Genomic DNA, 17,015 nt, shown 5'->3' on the forward strand with positions numbered 1-17,015 from the left:
CCGTGTGATCTGAACGCTTTCATATAATCACCCGTCCGGCGGCCACCCACACCGACCGCCACTTAACCAGCCGGCTTGCCGCGCGCCAGACAGGCCCGAGGCCAAGCCATGCGGCAGCGCCGCACGTCGCTGGCTAATTTCGTGGAAGCGGCCCGGCCACAGCGTGGTCTCGCTTCCTGTGTCCGTCTCCCGCGCCCCCGGGCCAATCCGCATCCTCAGGCATTCGCTCCCCGCCATCCGGCGCACAGTGGCTTGCCGGAGCGCGGCGGCAGTTTCCGGGCGGCCACGTCACCACGTGAATCCGCCATGCGCAGACTTTCCTGGCTCGCCCTGAGCCTTGTGCTCACCGCACTGTTCCACCTGATGCCGGTCGCGCTGGCGGCCGAGCCGGCGTCCGCGCCCGAAGCGGATCAGCCTCCGGCCCTCACGCACGCAGAGGCCATCACCGAACTCAAGCGCCTGCAGACCGAGCAGGATCGCATCAAGCAGTCGGCATCAAGCGTCAACGGCACAACGCGCCTCGGTGACCTCGACGAAGGCCTGCACCAGCTCGCCAAGGACGTCGACAAGCTGACCGCCGCGCTGACGCCGCAGCGTGCGCAGTTGCAGGCCCAGCTCGACGTGCTCGGCCCACCGCCCGCAGCGGGCGCCACGCCGCCGGAAATGCCCGCCGTGGCACGCCAGCGGGCCGAGCTCAATGCGCGCAAGGTCCAGCTCGACAACGCGCTGAAACAGGCAGCAGAAGGCAAGGAGAACATCGAGAATCTGAACGCCCAGCTCGCCAAGCTGCAGCGCAGCCGCATGAAGGACCAGCTTGCGCTGCGCTCGGAAAGCATCCTGAACCCGCAGTTCTGGGCGCCGCTGTTCAAGCCATCCGATGACGACAGCGCCCGCTTGGAAGCGTTCGTGGATGAAGTTGTGCCGCTGTTGAAGGCCGCATGGGAACCGGAGCAGCGCGGCGCCACCGCGCTGCTGCTCGTACTGGCACTCGCGGTCTGGACGCTCGGCCGGCGACTTGCCGAACGTGCCGCCGCCTGGTTCTGCCTGACGCGCTTGCCCGAAACCCGCTTGCGGCGCAGCGCGCTCGCGCTCGCCACCGCGCTTACCACCGTCGTCACGACGGCGCTCGCGGTGCAGCTGGTCTACTACGCCTTCACGCGCGGCTACGAGCCGCCGACTGACCTGCAGGACCTGCTCGGCGCACTGGCCAGGCTCATGCTGACCAGTGCGCTGATTGCTGGGCTCGGCCGCGCGCTGCTGTGTACGCATCACCCTTCGTGGCGACTGCCGGCGATGGCGGACCCGGTGGCGCGCGCACTCAAGCCGTTCCCGCGCGCACTGGCCGGGCTGTTGCTGCTGGCGGGCACGCTCGAATTGCTGAACCATATTGCCGATACCAGCGTGCCGTTCACGCTGCTGGGCCGCGGCCTGGTGTCGCTGGTGGTGGTGTTCACGATCGGCGCCGCGCTGTTGCGCGCCAACCGCGTGCGCAGCGGGCTGGCCGCGGCCGGCGAGCGCGCCGAGGCACGCGCCACACTGGCGGGCATGATCCACGCCGGCGTCACGCTCGCCGTCATCGTTGCGCTGATTGCGCTGCTCGCGGGCTATGTCAGCTTCGCCCGCTTCGTGACCTACGAACTGGTGTGGTTCGACATCGTGCTGTGCACGCTGTACCTGCTGACCCAGCTCACGCGCGACATCTTCGAAAGCCTGCTGTCGACGCAGCACGCAAGCGGCCGCGTGATCCGGCAGCTGTTCGGCGTGGACGACAACCGCCTGGAGCAGGCATCGACGCTGCTGTCGGGCCTTGGCACCAGCGTGCTGACGATCGTTGCCATCATCGCGCTGCTGACCGGCGGCTTCGGCACCACGCCGGCGGAACTGCTCGACAGCCTGCTGACCGTGCTCGGCGGCGACAAGCTGCGCAGCTATAACATCATGCCGGAGCGCATCATCAATGCCGTGATCGCGCTGTCGGTGGGCATCTGGCTGCTGCGTTCGGTGCGGCGCTGGCTCGATGCGGAGCTGCTGCCGCGCATGTGCATGGAGCCGGGCCTGCGCGCGTCGCTGGTCACGCTGTTCAGCAATGTCGGCTACGTGCTGATCGTACTGCTGACGCTGGCCCAGCTGGGGGTGAAGTGGGAGAACCTGGCATGGATCGTCAGCGCGCTGTCGGTGGGCATCGGCTTCGGCCTGCAGGAAATCGTCAAGAACTTCGTGTCGGGCCTGATCCTGCTGACCGAGCGCCCGGTGAAGGTTGGCGACATGGTCAGCATCAGCGGCGTGGAAGGCGATATCCGCCGCATCAACGTGCGCGCAACCGAGATCCAGCTCGGCGACCGCTCCACGATGATCGTGCCGAACTCGCAGCTCATCTCGCAGAACGTGCGCAACGTGACCATGAGCCAAAGCACGCAGGGCGTGGCCTCATTGCAGCTCACGTTCCCGCTCAACACCGATCCGGAGCAGGTGCGCGACCTGCTGCTCGACACTTATCTGGATAACGAAACCATCCTCGACCACCCGGTGCCATCGGTCACCTTCAGCCAGCTTGCACCCAACGGCATCACGCTGAGTGTGACGGGCTTCGTGGCCAACCCGCGCATTGCCGCGTCGACCAAGAGTGATCTGCTGTTCGAGATCCTCAAGCGCCTGCGTGCCGCCGGCATTTCGCTGACCATGCCGCAGACGCTGCGTGTCGAGAACCTGCCGGGCATGTCGGCGGAAGCGCTGCTGCCGGCGCCATGACGCCGCGCACCGGCATGGGGCCGAGGCACCCGCACGTTGCCCCCCACGCTGCCAGATCGGTGCGCCGGCCGCGCGCCATGCATCGGTCTGGCGCGCCGTGCACGGCAAATACGTGGCATGCATGTTGCTGAATGCAAGCGGGGAAGCGGCCGCGTGTCGCTCACCGAAGGGTAGCTAGGGTTCCGGTCGTGCCATGCGCGCGATGGCTGGTCCGAGAGCGACCGGCCACCGGCACCTGATCCGCCGGCGGCTCCACGGCGGGACAAAAGCCCGGGAGGTTCACTTCGCAGAGAGGTGGCTTCCCTGCCTTTGTCACTGACCGGAGCCATTTCATGTCGGGATTCCCCGCCTACCGCCTCGCGCGCCCCTTTTGCGCCGCTGTCCTGTTGCTTGCTGCAGTTCACTTTTCCACCGCGGCACACGCCGAAGACAATCCGCCGCCCGCCGACCCAACCCCGGCAAGCCCGTATACCTTCACGGGCCACGTCGAGGCGGTGTCGCGCTATGTGTTGCGCGGTGCCACCAGCACCTATGGCAACGGCACACCGCTCGGCAATGCGGGCGGTGACGCGCCCGAGTCCTCGCGCCCCGCGCTCCAGTGGGGCGCGGATCTTGCCCATGAAAGCGGCTGGAGCGTCGGCTACTGGGCGTCGATGATCAACTACTCGTACCGGCAGCTCGGTAATTCGTACAGCGATCGCAGCGTCACCGACTTCCAGAAAGACCGCTCGATCGAGAATGATTTCTACGGCGCCTACAGTGGCAAGCTGCCCGGCGGCATCGGCTATACGGCTGGCATGACTGCGTACTACTACATCAACGGCAGCCATGCCAATGCGCTCGAAACCAAAATCGGCCTGTCCTACGGGCCCGTGAGCTTCAACGCGCAAACGCTGCTCAACGACGTAGTCTGGGGCAACAAGGGCGACACGTACTGGACGCTCGTGTTCACCCAGCCCCTGCCGTACGGCATGACGTTCACCGCCACGGCTGGTGCCTACACCTACCGCAAGGAAGGCAAGTATCTCGGCACGACCGACACGCTCAGCGGCACGTCCTGCGGCCCTGGTGCCGCGTTTGTCGTCAATGGCTGCTATGCGGGCAACGCTCCGGTCGGCGGCGCCTTCCGCCATCTCACGCTGGCGCTTGCGGCCCCGATTCCCGAGACACCGTTCAATGTTGGCATCCAGTGGATCCTTGGCGGCAAGAACCGCTTCGGCGTCAGCCAGAAGAACCAGTTCCTGGCCACGGTGGGATACGGCTTTCCCTGACGCTGTCTATGCCGTCGAGGCGATCGAGGCGGACGGTTACCGGTAAGTCTGCAGGTAGGCCAGCAGGTCGTCGATCTGCTGGTCGTTGCCGATGCCCCAGAAGCGCATGCGCGTACCTGGCACGACCTTGCCCGGCGATTTGATGAACGCGCGCAGCGTGTCGGCCGTCCACACCACGCCGGACGCGGTCATGGCGGGCGAATAGCGATAGTCGGAAGTGCTGCCCGCGCGCCGGCCGAAGACGGCGTTGAGCTGCGGGCCGAAGGCGCCGCGTGCGGACGGGCCCACGCTGTGGCACGACGCGCAACGGGTAGCAAACAGCGCCTTGCCGGCCTGGATGTCGGCGGCGGAAGCGGAAGAAGCGGCGGAAGCGGCGGAAGCGGCAAAAGCCACGGCAAGGCAAGTCAGGGCCGCCAGCCGGCGCGGTACAGCGTGATGCATGAGTCGTACGTCGGAGTGGGGTCCGGATGGGCCGGATGGCCCGGATGGACAGGCCCGCATGATAGCGCGATGCGCGCCACCGCACGTCAGACAGCCGCGCGATCGGCAGCCAGCCGCTTTTCGGATCGAACCTGTCGTGTTCTGGTTCGAGAATGGCCGCGCACGTTCCTAGACTCCTTCCATTCAGACAAGGAGACTGCACGTGCCAATTCCATCCGTTCCATCCATTCCATCCTGCAAGGCCCGCTGCGCCGTGCTTGCGATCGCCGCGGGCCTTTGCTTCGGCCCTGCCTACGCCGAGACATGGCCGACCAAACCCGTCACCGTGGTTGTGCCATTCCCCGCCGGCGGCGGCACGGACCTGGTGGTCCGCTCGATCCAGCCCATGCTGCAACGGGAGCTGGGCCAGCCGGTCGTGATCGACAATCGCAGTGGTGCGGGCGGCACGATCGGATCCGGCTACGTGGCACGTGCGGCGGCCGACGGCTACACCGCCGGTGTGGTCACCACGAGCACGCATGCGGTGAGCGTGGCACTCTATCCTAAGCTCGGCTACAACCCCGCTCAGGATTTCGCCTACGCGGGATTCATCGGCACGTCGCCGTATGTACTCGCGGTCAACCAGGCGTGGCAGGCCACCGATGTCAAGGCGCTGCTCGCCCGGCTCAAGGCCGACAAGTCGCTGCACAGCTTCGGTTCGGTAGGCGTAGGCACCGTGTCGCACCTGATGGGCGAGCAGTTCCAGAAGCTTGCCGGCACGCCGCTGGTTCATGTGCCCTACCGAGGCGCGGCGCCTGCCTACACCGACCTGATCGGCGGACAGGTGCAATTCATGTTCGACAACCCCGTCGGTCTCGCACCGTATATCAAGGCACGAAAGATCGCCGCGATCGCGACGACCGCCCCTACAGCGCTCCTGCCCGATGTACCCACGTTCGCGAGCCAGGGCGTGCCAGGCTTCGAACAACAGCTCTGGTACGGCATCGTCTTCCCGAAGGGAACGCCCGCTCCCATCGTCGCGCGCTTCAACGCGGCACTGAACAAGGTGCTTGGCGACAAGGCTGTCGCGAACGATCTGGAGAGCAAGGGCGTGACCGCGCGTCCCGGCACGCCGGCAGCACTGCAGGCCGCCGTGCAGAAGGACATCCCTTACTGGGGCGCCATTGCGAAGTCCGTAGGAGCGACCGGTGAGTGACGTCAACCTGATCCAGGTCTTTGTGCGTCGTGCCGGCGGTGGCAATCCGGTGCCATTGGTTGCCGACGCCCGCGGCATGAGCGCGGCCCAGATGCAGGCCGTCGCCGCCGCATACGGGCATGAATCCGCGTTCGTCCTGCCGGGCGACGACGCCGGCTGCGACTGGCGCTTCCGCTTCTTCGTCCCGCTGCACGAAATGGAGATGTGCGGCCACGCAACCGTCGGCACGCTGTGGGCATTGCGCCAGTGGGGCCGCTGGACGACGCCAACCGCACGCATCGCGACCATCAGTGGTGTGGTGCTGGCCTACTGGGACGCGGCACGGGAATGCGCGTGGATCTCCCAGCCGGAGGTGCGCACCGAAATACTCGATGCGCACGCGAGTACGCGAGTGGCCGAAACGCTCGGTCTGCCTCCGGGGACTCGCACGATCGTCAACGCCGCGACCAGCCGCGTGAAGACACTCGTTGCGTTGCCGTCCGTAGCAGAGCTCGATGGCCTGCAACCCGACTTCCCGGCAATGGAGGCGTTGTGCGGTGCCATCGGCTCGACCGGACTCTATCCGTATGCATTCGGCACGCCGCAGGACGATGGCCGACCCGTGGTTCACGCTCGGCAGTTTCCGAAATCCTCGGGCTATCCCGAGGACGCCGCCACCGGTATTGCGGCAGCCGCGCTCTGGGGATACCTGGCCGGCGAAGGTGCGCTAGCATGCGATGGCGCGCCCGCCGGGCCCATCGCAATATGGCAGGGCGATGCCATGGGCAGCCCGTCGGAAATCCTCGTTGCGCCACGCCGCTCAGATGATGGCGAGCCTGACGGCTGCTGGCTCAGCGGCAAGGCAGCATGGAGCCAGGAATGACGATCGACACACCTGAAGCGCGGCTTGTCGCCGCCGGCTTGGATCTGCCCGCGGTGCCCACACCGCGCGGCAACTACGCGCCCTTCTGCGCGATACCGGTCGGCCCTTGCCGCTGGGTGTCGATCTCTGGGCAGGTCTGTCGCGAGGACGGCGTGGCCATGTCCGGGCTATGCCGGACTAGCGACGACCTGGAGCCCGCGCGCCGGGCTGCCGAAGTCTCCATCCTCAACGCGCTTGCAGCCCTGCAACTGGCATGCGATGGCGAGCTGTCCCGCGTGACGCAGATCGTCCGTCTGCGTGGATTCATTCGCGCCTCGGCGGACTTTGGCAGCCACCCGGCGGTACTCGACGCGGCCTCCGCTGTCCTGCGCGTCGCGTTCCCCGATCAGCCGCTCCCGGCACGCAGCGCGCTGGGTGTGGCCAGCCTGCCTGATTGCGCATGGACGGAAATCGAAATCGATGCCATCGTGACCGCCCCCTGACGCTACCGGATACCGCGGCTATGGCGCATCGGGCAACTCACGCAGCAGCCGATGCAGATGTCCGCTGGAGGCAAAGCCGAGATGCACGCTGACGCTGGCCGCTGACCAGCCCGCTGCGATCAGTGCGCGCGCATGGGTCGCCAGCATGCGTCGCCGGACCGCTACGGGGCTGACACCGAACTCGATCCGGCAGGCTCGCTGCAAATGGCGGACCGATACGCCGAGTTCCGCGGCCACGGCATCGACCGACGGCAGGCGCAAATCGCGCTCGAGCGCGACGGTGAAGCGGCGTACCATGCGCAGCGCCAGCGACGCGGGTTCCTCCGGCATCGCAAGCGGCCGGCTCGCCATGATCTGCTCGACGATGGCGCGCACCAGCCACGATGCGCTCGACGCGGAAATCGTCGGCGCAAGCAGTGCCTCGAGCATCGCGATGGTCGCCGCATCGAGCCTGACCGCGCCGAACGGCCGGCACCCGGCCAGGCGATCCGGCGGCAGATAGAGTTCGCCGTGCTGCTGGCGTCCGGGCTCGGACGCCGTCAGGTGCGACGTGGACGCTGGCAACAGCACCGCGGTGCCGCGCACGAGCGTGGCGGCATGCCGGCCATCGGACTCGCCGGGCATTTCCTCCCACAACGTCCGGAGCCGGCCCATGCGCGGCCACAGCAGCATGCCGCAGTCGTGGATGTGCCATTCACGGCGGAAGCCGGGCTGGCGGCTGTCGTGCAGCGCAAACCCATGTGTCGCGGTCAGGTGGAGCTTCGGTGACAGATGAGGCACGTCGGCCATCGCAGGCGTCCCGGCAGAGATCGTTCGGAATGGCATCGATCATACGCCGTGGTGCCGCGGTATCGGCAGGTTGGCCTGACCTCTTCTTCCCGATCGCCGGAGGAGCAGGCACACTATCGCTGCCCGGTAGGGAAGCCCGGCTGGCATGGCCCCAGGCCTCACGCCGATCCCGGTCAATCCGAATGAACAAGGAAGTCACACCATGATCACCAGCGCACGCAATCACTTCTCCGGCGAAGTCGCCCTGGCCCGCCACGGCGCGGTCAATGATGAAGTCATCCTGCGTCTGGCCGGCGGCCAGGAGATCGTCGCCACGGTGACCAGCGAAAGCGCCACGCGGCTCGCGCTCGCCCCCGGCAAGAAAGCGGCCGCGATGGTCAAGGCCACGTCCGTGATCGTCATGGTCGATGTGGATGCCAGCAAGGTGTCGGCACGCAACGCGGTCAGCGGCAAAGTTACCGATATCAAGAAAGGCGCGGTCAATACCGACGTGACCATCACCGACGACAAGGGCCTGGCGATTTCCGCGATCATCACGAACAGCAGCAGCGACCGGCTGGGGCTCGCCTTGGGCAAGGCAGCCGTGGCCGTCTTCAAGGCTTCGAGCGTGATCGTGGCGGTGGATTAAGGCGTTATCGGAAAGAAGGGCTAGCGATGATGATCGTGATCGTCGCTGTCCGCACGGCGCATTCGCGGTCTCCGTTCGCTGCGGTAGGTAACACGCACGGCGCCAGCGGAAATCCCGCGATGCGAGATGGTGCTCAAGGTGGAAAGGATTCCGTACGAAAACCAGGATGCGGGCATCCCGGCCGCGATGCCAGGGACGCCCCTTATCCCTAAACCTTTTTCAGGAACTGAAAACATGAGCACATCCATTGTCAGCGCGCTCAATGCCGCCGATCCGGGCTCGGACCCGGTATCGCTGCTGATGCTGCGCAAGACGCTGGACCTGCAGGCCCAGAGCGTGGCCAGCCTGGTGCAGACGGCCGCTGCCGCGGCACCGGTGGCCAGCAACCCGCCCCATCTTGGCCAGAACGTTGACGTGAAGGTCTGAGCCCGAACCGCGGCGTTGCAGGCGCGACACCGCCAATATGCAAGGAGGCCCCGCATTTGCGGGGCCTTCTTCTTTGCTGCGAGTGCCAGCGCCTGTCAGGCGGCTTGCTGCAGGGAGACTTCTTCGATGGCGGCCTCGAGTTCCCTCACCTTCAGCTTGAGCCGGACCAGGAAGTTATACGACACCCCGTCATCACACTCGTTGCGGTCGTACTTGTGGAACCACTCGTCCGGCCGGACGTACGCAGCATTGAAGTCCGCCGCGCCCATGTTCTGCTTGGTCTGCTTGAAGAACGAGTAGCTCTGCACGCTGTAATGGTTGATGCGGAACTTGTCCCAGGACGGTTGCGCATCGGGGTTGTCGCGGATGATCGGGTCCGTGATCAGGCGCATCTGCTCGTCATACGTCCCGTGCGGCGTCCGGAACAGGTGCGAACTCGCAATCTCGATCTGCTGCCCGCCCCGCACGATGGACTTGATATGGCGGTTGTCCTGGAACGAACGGGCGCTGTGGCGCGTGTAGTTCTCCATGATCAGGCCCGCGGGCTCTTCGATATGGCCGCTGCTGCCATAGCACATCCAGTACACCGCCAGTGCCGACAGCGGCTTGCCGGCATACGGCGCCAGCGCTTCGGCCATGCTGGATTGTGCCGTCGGAAAGAGGAATTCATCGCCGTCGATAAACGCCATCCAGTCGACGTCCTGGCCGTGCGTATTCCAGGCATGGTGGTAGGCCGCGAGCTGCGGCTTGTCATCCGATTCGAGCCCGTAGACCTGGATGGGATACCGCTGGGTCAGCTTCAGCAGCGTATCGGACATACCGTCGCGGCACTTGTGGCTGTAAATGTAGAACTGGTTGAAGCCCACCAGCATATGGAAGGCCAGCCATTCGACAATCCAGGGATTGCGGTCGCGCTGAATGGAGGTGACGGCGATTTTCATTGCATTCCCGCTTTCGCGCGCGCGTTGGCGGGCCGGTTCATGGTTGGAGAGGGCCGGCGGCAAACAAGGGCCCGATGGTGTGCGGCCCTATCTTATGTGCCACGCACCCGCGCCAATTCGGACGTCACAGGGTCAAAACGGCCTCAATTCGCTGGCACACGAACCCGCACCGCCTGACAAGGAGGACGGTACAGCACCTACTCGGCCCCAGGTCGGCTCCCGGCTGTTTTCACCGTCCTCGCTGCGGCTGGAGCGACTGATTTCCGCACCTGTTTCAAAGTCGAATCAACCTGCATTCCCCTGTCTGAATGATGGGAACAGAGTGCCTCGTGGCATACGCTTGCCTGAAACAACGACGCCACAAAAACCGGGGGAAACATGAATCAGAGCGACTGCGAGCCGTGCGAGCCTGCGGAGGCAACCTTATGCAAGGCGCCGGAGTCAGGCATGGCTGGAACGCCGGTGCGAAATCCGGCGAAATATCCGTCGGGCGCGGATGATCCGTTTCTGGGCTGCTTGTTGATCATTAACCGGACATGGCAGTGCCCGGTTTCGCCAGCCGCCCTGGTGAAGGCACTGTCACGCGAAGGGCACCGCCTCACATTGGAGTTCCTTGGCTCGGCAGCGGCAAATGCCGGCTGGTCAACCGAGCTGGTTGAAATGGGGCTCGACGACATCGCGGACAGCGTACTGCCCGCGATCCTGCTGCTGCGAAAGGGAAGGCCTTGCGTATTGCTGGAGCGTCGTGGGTATGGGCGCTTCCTGGTTGCACTGCCGGGCTGGGGCGGTGGGGTGCAAGAAGTCGAACGGGAAGCGTTGCTGGCCGAGTACAGTCGGTACGCCGTCCTGGCGGAGCCTGTGACGCAAGCGCACGCCCAGGCATACACGGCGCCGGCGCCGATCCGGTCGACAAGTGTACCGATGCGCCGTTCAAGCCCCTGGGACCGACTGGTTGCCATGGCGCACAAGGTGCTTTGGTTGCAGGGCAGGCACCGTGTAGAAGAGGCTGCCGGCGCTGGCGGCTAGCCGTGCCGTCACACCGCAGACTTGTCCGCGCACGATCGGGGGCTGATGTCGTATCTTTCCCGTGATCCCATTCCCTCCGTCAGCCCGGCCACAAATATGATTTTGGAATTATTTAGTCTTAAATTATGATTGTCCTAAGCCCGGAATGCGGCGATCATCCTCGCAGGCTCCAACGATACAGACAGCCCTCGAACATTCCGACGCAATGCCGCCCCGTCAAAGCATCGAACAAGACGCGTTTCCGGATCTGCTCGCCCACTATCCCTTGTTTCGCTCCAAGGATGTCGAGGAAACGCAGGGCAAGGTTGCGGCGGTGTTTTGCCCGCACGTGCTTCGCGTCGTTGGTGCGACGCAGCATCTGCGCGTCCAGCACAACCTGGTAAAGCTGCATGACACCGCTATCAATTTCCTGTCGTACGGTGCGGACGTAGACATCGACCCGGGCCGGCTGGGCAACTTTTACCTGGCGCAGATTCCTGTCGCAGGCCATGCAGACATCCAGTGTGGCGCGCAAAGCCTGGTGTCTGACGTCAGGACAGCCAGTTTGCTCAGCCCGGACACCCCCACGCGAATGCACTGGCACCAGGACTGCGCGCAAGTGTTGCTCTGGATAGAGAAGGCGGCAATGGAGCACCGCTTCGCCTTGTTGACAGGGCGCGACCCCGTGGGCTCGCTCGCCTTCGATCCGTCGCTGCCCCAGCACGCAGGTCTTGCCAGCCCCTGGACGCAGGCTGTGCTCGACCTCGCACGGAATATCGATCAGCACGGCACGCACTGGCTCGCGTTTCCCGCAGCGGTGGCTTCGATGGAAGACTATCTCTTGCGGACACTGCTGCTGCTTCAGCCGCACACCTACACCTATCTCCTCGCGCGCAGCGCCGAACCGGCCAGGCCGCGTCATATGCAGCGGGTCATCGACTACGTCCACGCGAATGCGGAAACGCCCCTGACGGTGGCAGATCTGGCGCAGATCGCGTGCGTCAGTGTCCGGGCACTGGAGGAAGGCTTCCGACGTCATCTCAATACCACGCCGGTTGGATATCTGCGCGACGTCAGGCTGGACGGGGTGCGACAAGCACTGATCGCCGCAGCGGGAGCCGAGCACGCCTCCATCACGGATATCGCATATCGGTTTGGCTTTACGCATCTGGGCCGCTTTGCGGCCTATTACAAGCAGCGCTTCGGCGTTTCTCCCTCGGCGACTTTGCGTGGCGAGGCGACGGAACGCCCTTCCGGCGATACGCGGCGTTGAGAGGCATCGGTCTGCGTCGTTGATACGACAATAGGGCAGCGCACGCCGCACACTAGCACCGGCGGGCGAGCTGTCTGCCAGGTGGCCCTCTTCTTTCTGCCTGTCTGCCTGCATCCCGCCCACCTCCCCGCCCACACCTTTCCGCCCGACATCCCTGCTGTCGGCAAAGGCGCGCAATCCGGATATCAGGCCAGCGGATTCCGGATAGCAACCTCGTCATCGCTAAACCAAACTACCTTCCACATGGCGACGTACAAGCCAGAAAACAAGCGGAGACAGACATGCAAGGCATGGAAGGCAAGACGGCCATCGTGACCGGCGGTGCAACGATGATTGGCGAGGCGGTGGTTTCGGCCCTGATTTCGGCAGGCGCGAACGTTGTTGTCGTTGACATCGACCAGGCAGGTGGCAATCAGATTGCGCAGCGTCATCCGTCGCGTTGCCGATTTGCCGCGGTGGACGTCACCAGCGATGCGGACATCGCGACCTGTATCACCCGGACCGTCGAGGCATTTCACGGCATCGACCTGCTTATCAACTGTGCCTGCACGTATGTGGACAATGGCGCCGATTCCACCCGGGAGCAGTGGCTGGATTCCTACAACGTCAATGTCGTCGGCGCGGCAATGATGCTCAAGGCCTGCGTGCCGGAGATGAAGAAGCGCGGCGGCGGAGCGGTCGTGAACTTTGCCTCGATCTCGGCCGGCGTGGCGCAGTCTGGGCGTTGGCTGTATCCGATCAGCAAGGCCGCGATGCAGCAGTTCACCCGCAGCGCGGCGCTTGACTTGGCCCCGGACAATATTCGCGTGAACTCGGTTTCGCCGGGATGGACGTGGTCCTCGGTCATCAGCGCTCTCAGCGGCGGCGACAAGGCAAAGGCCGACAGTGTCGCCGCCGACTTCCATCCGCTCGGACGCCTCGGCAAGCCCGAAGAAGTTGCGCAGGTTGTCCTGTTCCTGCTGTCCGACGCAGCCGCGTTCGTCACCGGTACCGACTACGCGTGTGATGGCGGCTATGGCGCGTTGGGACCGGAAGGCCGGCATGCCGCCATCCAACGCCTCATGGCGTAGCAGCGCCAGATGAATCGCCGCGCGGGCGTCCGGATCGTGCCCAAGCGTCAGACAAAGACAAGCCCCCACTGGAGACACACATGACAACCCATTCCTTTGCCAAGATCACGCCGCGCAAGATTGCCATCGTCGGCGCAGGCCAGGCCGGCCTGTTGCTCGGATGCGCCTTGCTCCATCAAGGTTATGCGGTCACGCTGGTGACCAACCGAACCGCAGAAGAAGTCTGGAGCGGCAAGGTGATGTCATCGCAGTGCATATTCGACCAGGCGCTCCAGATCGAGCGCAGTTTCGGGATGAACCAGTGGGAATCGCAGTGCCCCAGCGTGAACGGCATTGGGCTGACGATCCCGACTTCCGATGGCAAGGGCGAGATGGCCATCCACTGGCGTGCTCGCCTGAATGCCTATGCACAGTCGGTGGACCAGCGCGTCAAGATGCCCGGATGGATGGCGGAGTTCGAGCGTCGCGGCGGAGATCTGCGTATCGAGAACGTCGAAATTCCCCAGCTCGAAGCATTGAGCGAAAGCCATGATCTGGTCCTGCTGGCCGGCGGCAAGGGCGAGATCGTCAACCTGCTGACCCGCAATGATGCGCGCTCTCCCGTTCGCCAACCGCAACGCCAACTGGCACTCGCATACGTGACGGGGATGGAGCGCAGCGGCCCGTTCGAATGCGTCAATTTCAACCTGATTCCCGGCGTTGGCGAGTATTTCGTGTTCCCAGCCCTCACCACCAAGGGCAGCAGCGAAACGCAGGCCTGTGACATCATGGTCTTCGAAGCCATTCCGGGCGGTCCCATGGACCGCTGGGCGGATGTCAAATCTGCCGACCAGCATCTGGACGTTTGCCTGGGTATCCTGCGCGACTACCTTCCCTGGGAAATCGAACGGTGCGCCAATGTCCAGCTCACCGATGCGAATGGCATCCTGAGCGGGCGTGTCACGCCGACCGTGCGTAATCCCACCCTTACGCTGCCCTCCGGCCGGATTGTGATGGGCCTCGGCGACGCCGTCATGGTCAATGATCCGATCACGGGGCAAGGCTCCAATAACGCGACCAAGGGCGCCCTGCACTATTTCGACGCCATCCTGCGCAACACTGACAAACCCTTCGACAAGGCCTGGATGCAATCCACCTTCGACGGCCTTTACGAGAGCTACGCAGAGCCTGTGATCCGTTGGACCAACTCATTGCTGTTCCCGCCGCCGGACCACATCGTCAGGCTGCTGGCCACCGCGCAGCACGCGCCGCGCGTCGCCCAGCGCATAGCCAACGGCTTCAACGATCCGCGCGACTACGGCAGCTACTGGTTCGACGAAGACGCCACCGACGCCTGGATCGCACAAGCGTCCCAGTCCCGGGCCGCCTGAATACATCACCGCCCCACCAGAACAAGTCGCCTGCTTGCGCCCTCATGGCGGCAGCAGGCCACAGGAGACAACCATGACCGATGCTCGCGGGTTTCGGAATGCCCTCGGCCGCTTCGCCACTGGCGTAGCCATCGTCACAACCCGTACCGCCGATGGCGAACCGTGGGGCGTGACTGTCAACAGTTTCAGCTCGGTATCCCTGGAGCCGCGCCTGGTGCTGTGGAGCCTCGCAAAAAAGTCATACAGCCTCGAGGCATTCCGCAAGTCCGGCAGTTTCGTGATCCACGTCCTGGCGTCCGATCAGGAAGACGTCTCGAACCGCTTTGCGCGCGGTACGGACGGCAAGTTCGCTGGAATCTCGTGCACCGACGGTATCGGGGGAGCCCCTGTTCTGCCAGGCTGCGCAGCGGTCTTCCAGTGCCGCAACGCACAGCAGTACGACGGCGGCGACCACATCATATTCATTGGCGAGGTCCATCATTTCGACACATCGGACCGCGAATCCCTGCTCTTCTATCAGGGCAGCTATACCCGCGCCGCCAACTCGCTCACCGACCTTGCAGAACGCATCCGCAGCGAACAGGTCGCAGCGGCCTGAATGCCACGCGCGGCCGTGCGCGCAGGCCGACTGCAGGCCAATGCAGCCACCAGACGCATTGCCCTGCCCCTTCTTATCCTTGCCCCCGGGATCATCCATGTCAACCTATGACGCCGTGATTGTCGGCAGTGGTATCAATTCGCTTGTCTGCGCTGCCGTCCTGGCGCGGCGCGGCAAGCGCGTCTGCGTGCTCGAACGCAACAGCACGCTGGGCGGATGCATTCGCACCGAGGCCCTGCACGCACCGGGCTACCTGCACGATACGTTGTCCACGGCACACCCGCTGTTCGTCACGTCGCCCGGCTATGCGGAGCTGAAGGACGATCTCCATCAGGCGGGACTCAGCTATGCCAATAACGACACGCCCACAGGCGTATTGCTGCCCGACAATCGCTCGCTGATTCTGGCTACGTCCCGCGAGCGCAATGTCAGCGCCTTCAATGCCCTGGCAAGCGGCGACGGCGATGCCTATCTGGCCGCCATGCAGGAGGTCGAGCAGAATGCCGGCCTCGTGTTCTCGCTGCTCGGCAACGAACTGTGGAGTGCCGATGTAGCAAAGACGGTGGCCGGCCGCCTCTGGAAGCAGGGTGTGCATGACACGGTCGCCTTCTTTTCCCCTGCACTGATGAGTTGCCGGAGCTGGCTGGAGACCCGCATCCGGTCCGACCTGGTCCGGGCGCTGCTGGCGCCCTGGGTATTGCATACCGGCCTTGGTCCGGAGAGCGCCATGTCCGCGCTGATGGGTAAAGTGGTCGCGTTCAGCCTGGAGGCGGTGGGACTTCCGATCGTCCAGGGTGGAAATGCCCGCACTGTGGAGGCATTCCGCCAAATCGTGGAAAGCCACGGCGGTGCTTTCCACGTCAATGCCGACGTCGAGGACGTCCTGGTCGAAAACGGCTCGGCGCGCGGCGTACGGACGCGGGACGATCGCGTATTCATGGGCAAGGAGATCATCTGCAACGTCACGCCCGGGCAGCTCTACGGCAAGCTGCTGGCCCCCGCGCATGTTCCACCAGCCCTGCGGCAGCAAGCGGCGGAATATCGGTATGGCAAGGGCAATATGCAGATCCACCTGTCGTTGTCAGCCCCGCCGGACTGGCCCCACGCGCATTTGCGGAACGTCATCTACCTGCACCTTACCTCGGGTCTGGACGGCGTCTCCAGGGCAGTCAGCGAAGCGGAGCGCGGACTGCTTCCGGCCGAAGGCACGATCTGTGTGGCGCAGCCTTGCGCAGTTGACCCGTCCCGGAGCCCGGCTGGCGGCTGGGTGCTCTGGATCCAGGTCCCCGAGTGCCCGCGCACGATCAAAGGCGATGCCTTGGGAGAAATCGACGCCCCGGCGGACGGCCGCTGGACACCGGAAATCAGAGAGCGCTACGCCGACCGGATCATCGACCGCATTGCGCGTCAGGTGCCCAACCTGAAGGCAAGCATCGTCGGTCGGACTGTCCTGTCGCCCGCGGACCTCGAAGCGATGAACATCAATCTCGTCGGCGGCGATCCTTATTCCGGCGAATGCAGCATTGATCAGTTCATGGTCTGGCGGCCGCTTCGGGGCGCCAGGAATCATGCAACGCCGGTTAAACATTTGCACCACATCGGCGCCTCTACCCATCCGGGGCCGGGGCTTGGCGGTACGTCCGGCTACCACGTCGCCAATGCGCTGGCACGGAAGCGGGCGAAATCAAACCGAACATGAAAAGCTCTGACAGGAGACGACCAGACAGGACCAACGGAGTGAGTCGGCGCTCAAAGGATCCTCGCTTGTCCCGTGTGTCACCATGATGACGCGCAGAGATCGGACAGCCTCGCAACCCCTCGGTGTTTCCCCGAGATTGTCCTGACCGTGCCTTACCCTAATAATCGCGCCCTCAACCACCATCGTGCAGGCGCAGCAAGGCGTGGTCAGCAAAGGA

16 protein-coding genes and 1 riboswitch are annotated in these 17,015 nt (G+C 64.6%); of the genes, 13 read left to right on the plus strand and 3 right to left on the minus strand.

From position 1 onward, the window contains the following. Window positions 1–306 precede the first annotated feature (306 nt). Both K2O51_RS04015 and K2O51_RS04020 read left to right on the plus strand, forming a co-directional pair. Window positions 307–2,748 carry a DUF3772 domain-containing protein gene (locus K2O51_RS04015; RefSeq protein WP_220630519.1) on the plus strand — a complete coding sequence of 814 codons (2,442 nt, stop codon included), beginning with the start codon at window positions 307–309 and terminating at the stop codon, window positions 2,746–2,748. 163 nt (window positions 2,749–2,911) lie between these two features. Further along, a riboswitch (guanidine-I (ykkC/yxkD leader) is annotated at window positions 2,912–3,027 on the plus strand. Between the two features lie 53 nt (window positions 3,028–3,080). After that, on the plus strand, window positions 3,081–4,019 hold the full coding sequence (locus tag K2O51_RS04020; protein ID WP_011299606.1) for a TorF family putative porin: 939 nt from the start codon (window positions 3,081–3,083) through the stop codon (window positions 4,017–4,019). A 36-nt stretch (window positions 4,020–4,055) separates the two neighbouring features. Here the strand turns inward: K2O51_RS04020 and K2O51_RS04025 are convergent, their stop codons facing one another. Continuing rightward, complete coding sequence (locus K2O51_RS04025; protein WP_041680100.1) at window positions 4,056–4,460, minus strand: c-type cytochrome; 405 nt, start codon at window positions 4,458–4,460, stop codon at window positions 4,056–4,058. A gap of 202 nt (window positions 4,461–4,662) precedes the next feature. Here K2O51_RS04025 and K2O51_RS04030 point away from each other — a divergent pair, with 202 nt between their 5' ends. From K2O51_RS04030 to K2O51_RS04040, 3 genes are read left to right on the plus strand one after another with little or no spacing between them, the layout of a single operon-like run. Then, a complete protein-coding gene (locus K2O51_RS04030) occupies window positions 4,663–5,655 on the plus strand; it encodes a Bug family tripartite tricarboxylate transporter substrate binding protein (protein ID WP_011299604.1) in 993 nt (330 codons plus the stop codon). Further along, complete coding sequence (locus tag K2O51_RS04035) at window positions 5,648–6,517, plus strand: PhzF family phenazine biosynthesis protein (protein WP_011299603.1); 870 nt, start codon at window positions 5,648–5,650, stop codon at window positions 6,515–6,517. The genes K2O51_RS04030 and K2O51_RS04035 overlap by 8 nt, the downstream gene beginning before the upstream one ends. Further along, entirely contained in the window at window positions 6,514–6,999 is a 486-nt protein-coding gene (locus K2O51_RS04040) for a RidA family protein (RefSeq protein ID WP_220630520.1), read from the plus strand. Before K2O51_RS04035 ends, K2O51_RS04040 begins: the two co-directional genes overlap by 4 nt. A gap of 18 nt (window positions 7,000–7,017) precedes the next feature. Here the strand turns inward: K2O51_RS04040 and K2O51_RS04045 are convergent, their stop codons facing one another. After that, window positions 7,018–7,824 (minus strand): helix-turn-helix transcriptional regulator, encoded by an 807-nt coding sequence (locus K2O51_RS04045; protein ID WP_245001833.1) that lies wholly within the window; start codon window positions 7,822–7,824, stop codon window positions 7,018–7,020. A gap of 166 nt (window positions 7,825–7,990) precedes the next feature. Between K2O51_RS04045 and K2O51_RS04050 the strand changes: the two genes are divergently transcribed. Next, window positions 7,991–8,416 (plus strand): TOBE domain-containing protein, encoded by a 426-nt coding sequence (locus K2O51_RS04050; RefSeq protein ID WP_011299600.1) that lies wholly within the window; start codon window positions 7,991–7,993, stop codon window positions 8,414–8,416. 234 nt (window positions 8,417–8,650) lie between these two features. Beyond that, on the plus strand, window positions 8,651–8,842 hold the full coding sequence (locus K2O51_RS04055) for a YjfB family protein (protein ID WP_011299599.1): 192 nt from the start codon (window positions 8,651–8,653) through the stop codon (window positions 8,840–8,842). Window positions 8,843–8,937: 95 nt separating this feature from the next. Here the strand turns inward: K2O51_RS04055 and K2O51_RS04060 are convergent, their stop codons facing one another. Then, entirely contained in the window at window positions 8,938–9,783 is an 846-nt protein-coding gene (locus K2O51_RS04060) for a glycosyltransferase family 2 protein (protein WP_011299598.1), read from the minus strand. 447 nt (window positions 9,784–10,230) lie between these two features. Between K2O51_RS04060 and K2O51_RS04065 the strand changes: the two genes are divergently transcribed. From K2O51_RS04065 to K2O51_RS04090, 6 genes are all read left to right on the plus strand, one after another. Further along, window positions 10,231–10,809: a cysteine peptidase family C39 domain-containing protein gene (locus tag K2O51_RS04065; RefSeq protein WP_220630521.1), complete on the plus strand. Its 579-nt coding sequence runs from the start codon at window positions 10,231–10,233 to the stop codon at window positions 10,807–10,809. Window positions 10,810–10,954: 145 nt separating this feature from the next. Next, a complete protein-coding gene (locus K2O51_RS04070) occupies window positions 10,955–12,061 on the plus strand; it encodes an AraC family transcriptional regulator (protein WP_011299596.1) in 1,107 nt (368 codons plus the stop codon). Between the two features lie 281 nt (window positions 12,062–12,342). After that, window positions 12,343–13,131, plus strand: coding sequence for an SDR family oxidoreductase (locus tag K2O51_RS04075; protein WP_011299595.1), 789 nt, complete (start codon window positions 12,343–12,345; stop codon window positions 13,129–13,131). 80 nt (window positions 13,132–13,211) lie between these two features. Further along, window positions 13,212–14,501: a styrene monooxygenase/indole monooxygenase family protein gene (locus K2O51_RS04080; protein WP_140948794.1), complete on the plus strand. Its 1,290-nt coding sequence runs from the start codon at window positions 13,212–13,214 to the stop codon at window positions 14,499–14,501. A 73-nt stretch (window positions 14,502–14,574) separates the two neighbouring features. Beyond that, window positions 14,575–15,099: a flavin reductase family protein gene (locus K2O51_RS04085; protein WP_011299593.1), complete on the plus strand. Its 525-nt coding sequence runs from the start codon at window positions 14,575–14,577 to the stop codon at window positions 15,097–15,099. Between the two features lie 97 nt (window positions 15,100–15,196). Then, window positions 15,197–16,798: a phytoene desaturase family protein gene (locus tag K2O51_RS04090; protein WP_220630522.1), complete on the plus strand. Its 1,602-nt coding sequence runs from the start codon at window positions 15,197–15,199 to the stop codon at window positions 16,796–16,798. Window positions 16,799–17,015 lie beyond the last annotated feature (217 nt).

Origin of the sequence: Cupriavidus pinatubonensis, from assembly GCF_019602855.1 — a bacterium.
In the GTDB taxonomy this organism is placed as follows: domain Bacteria; phylum Pseudomonadota; class Gammaproteobacteria; order Burkholderiales; family Burkholderiaceae; genus Cupriavidus; species Cupriavidus pinatubonensis.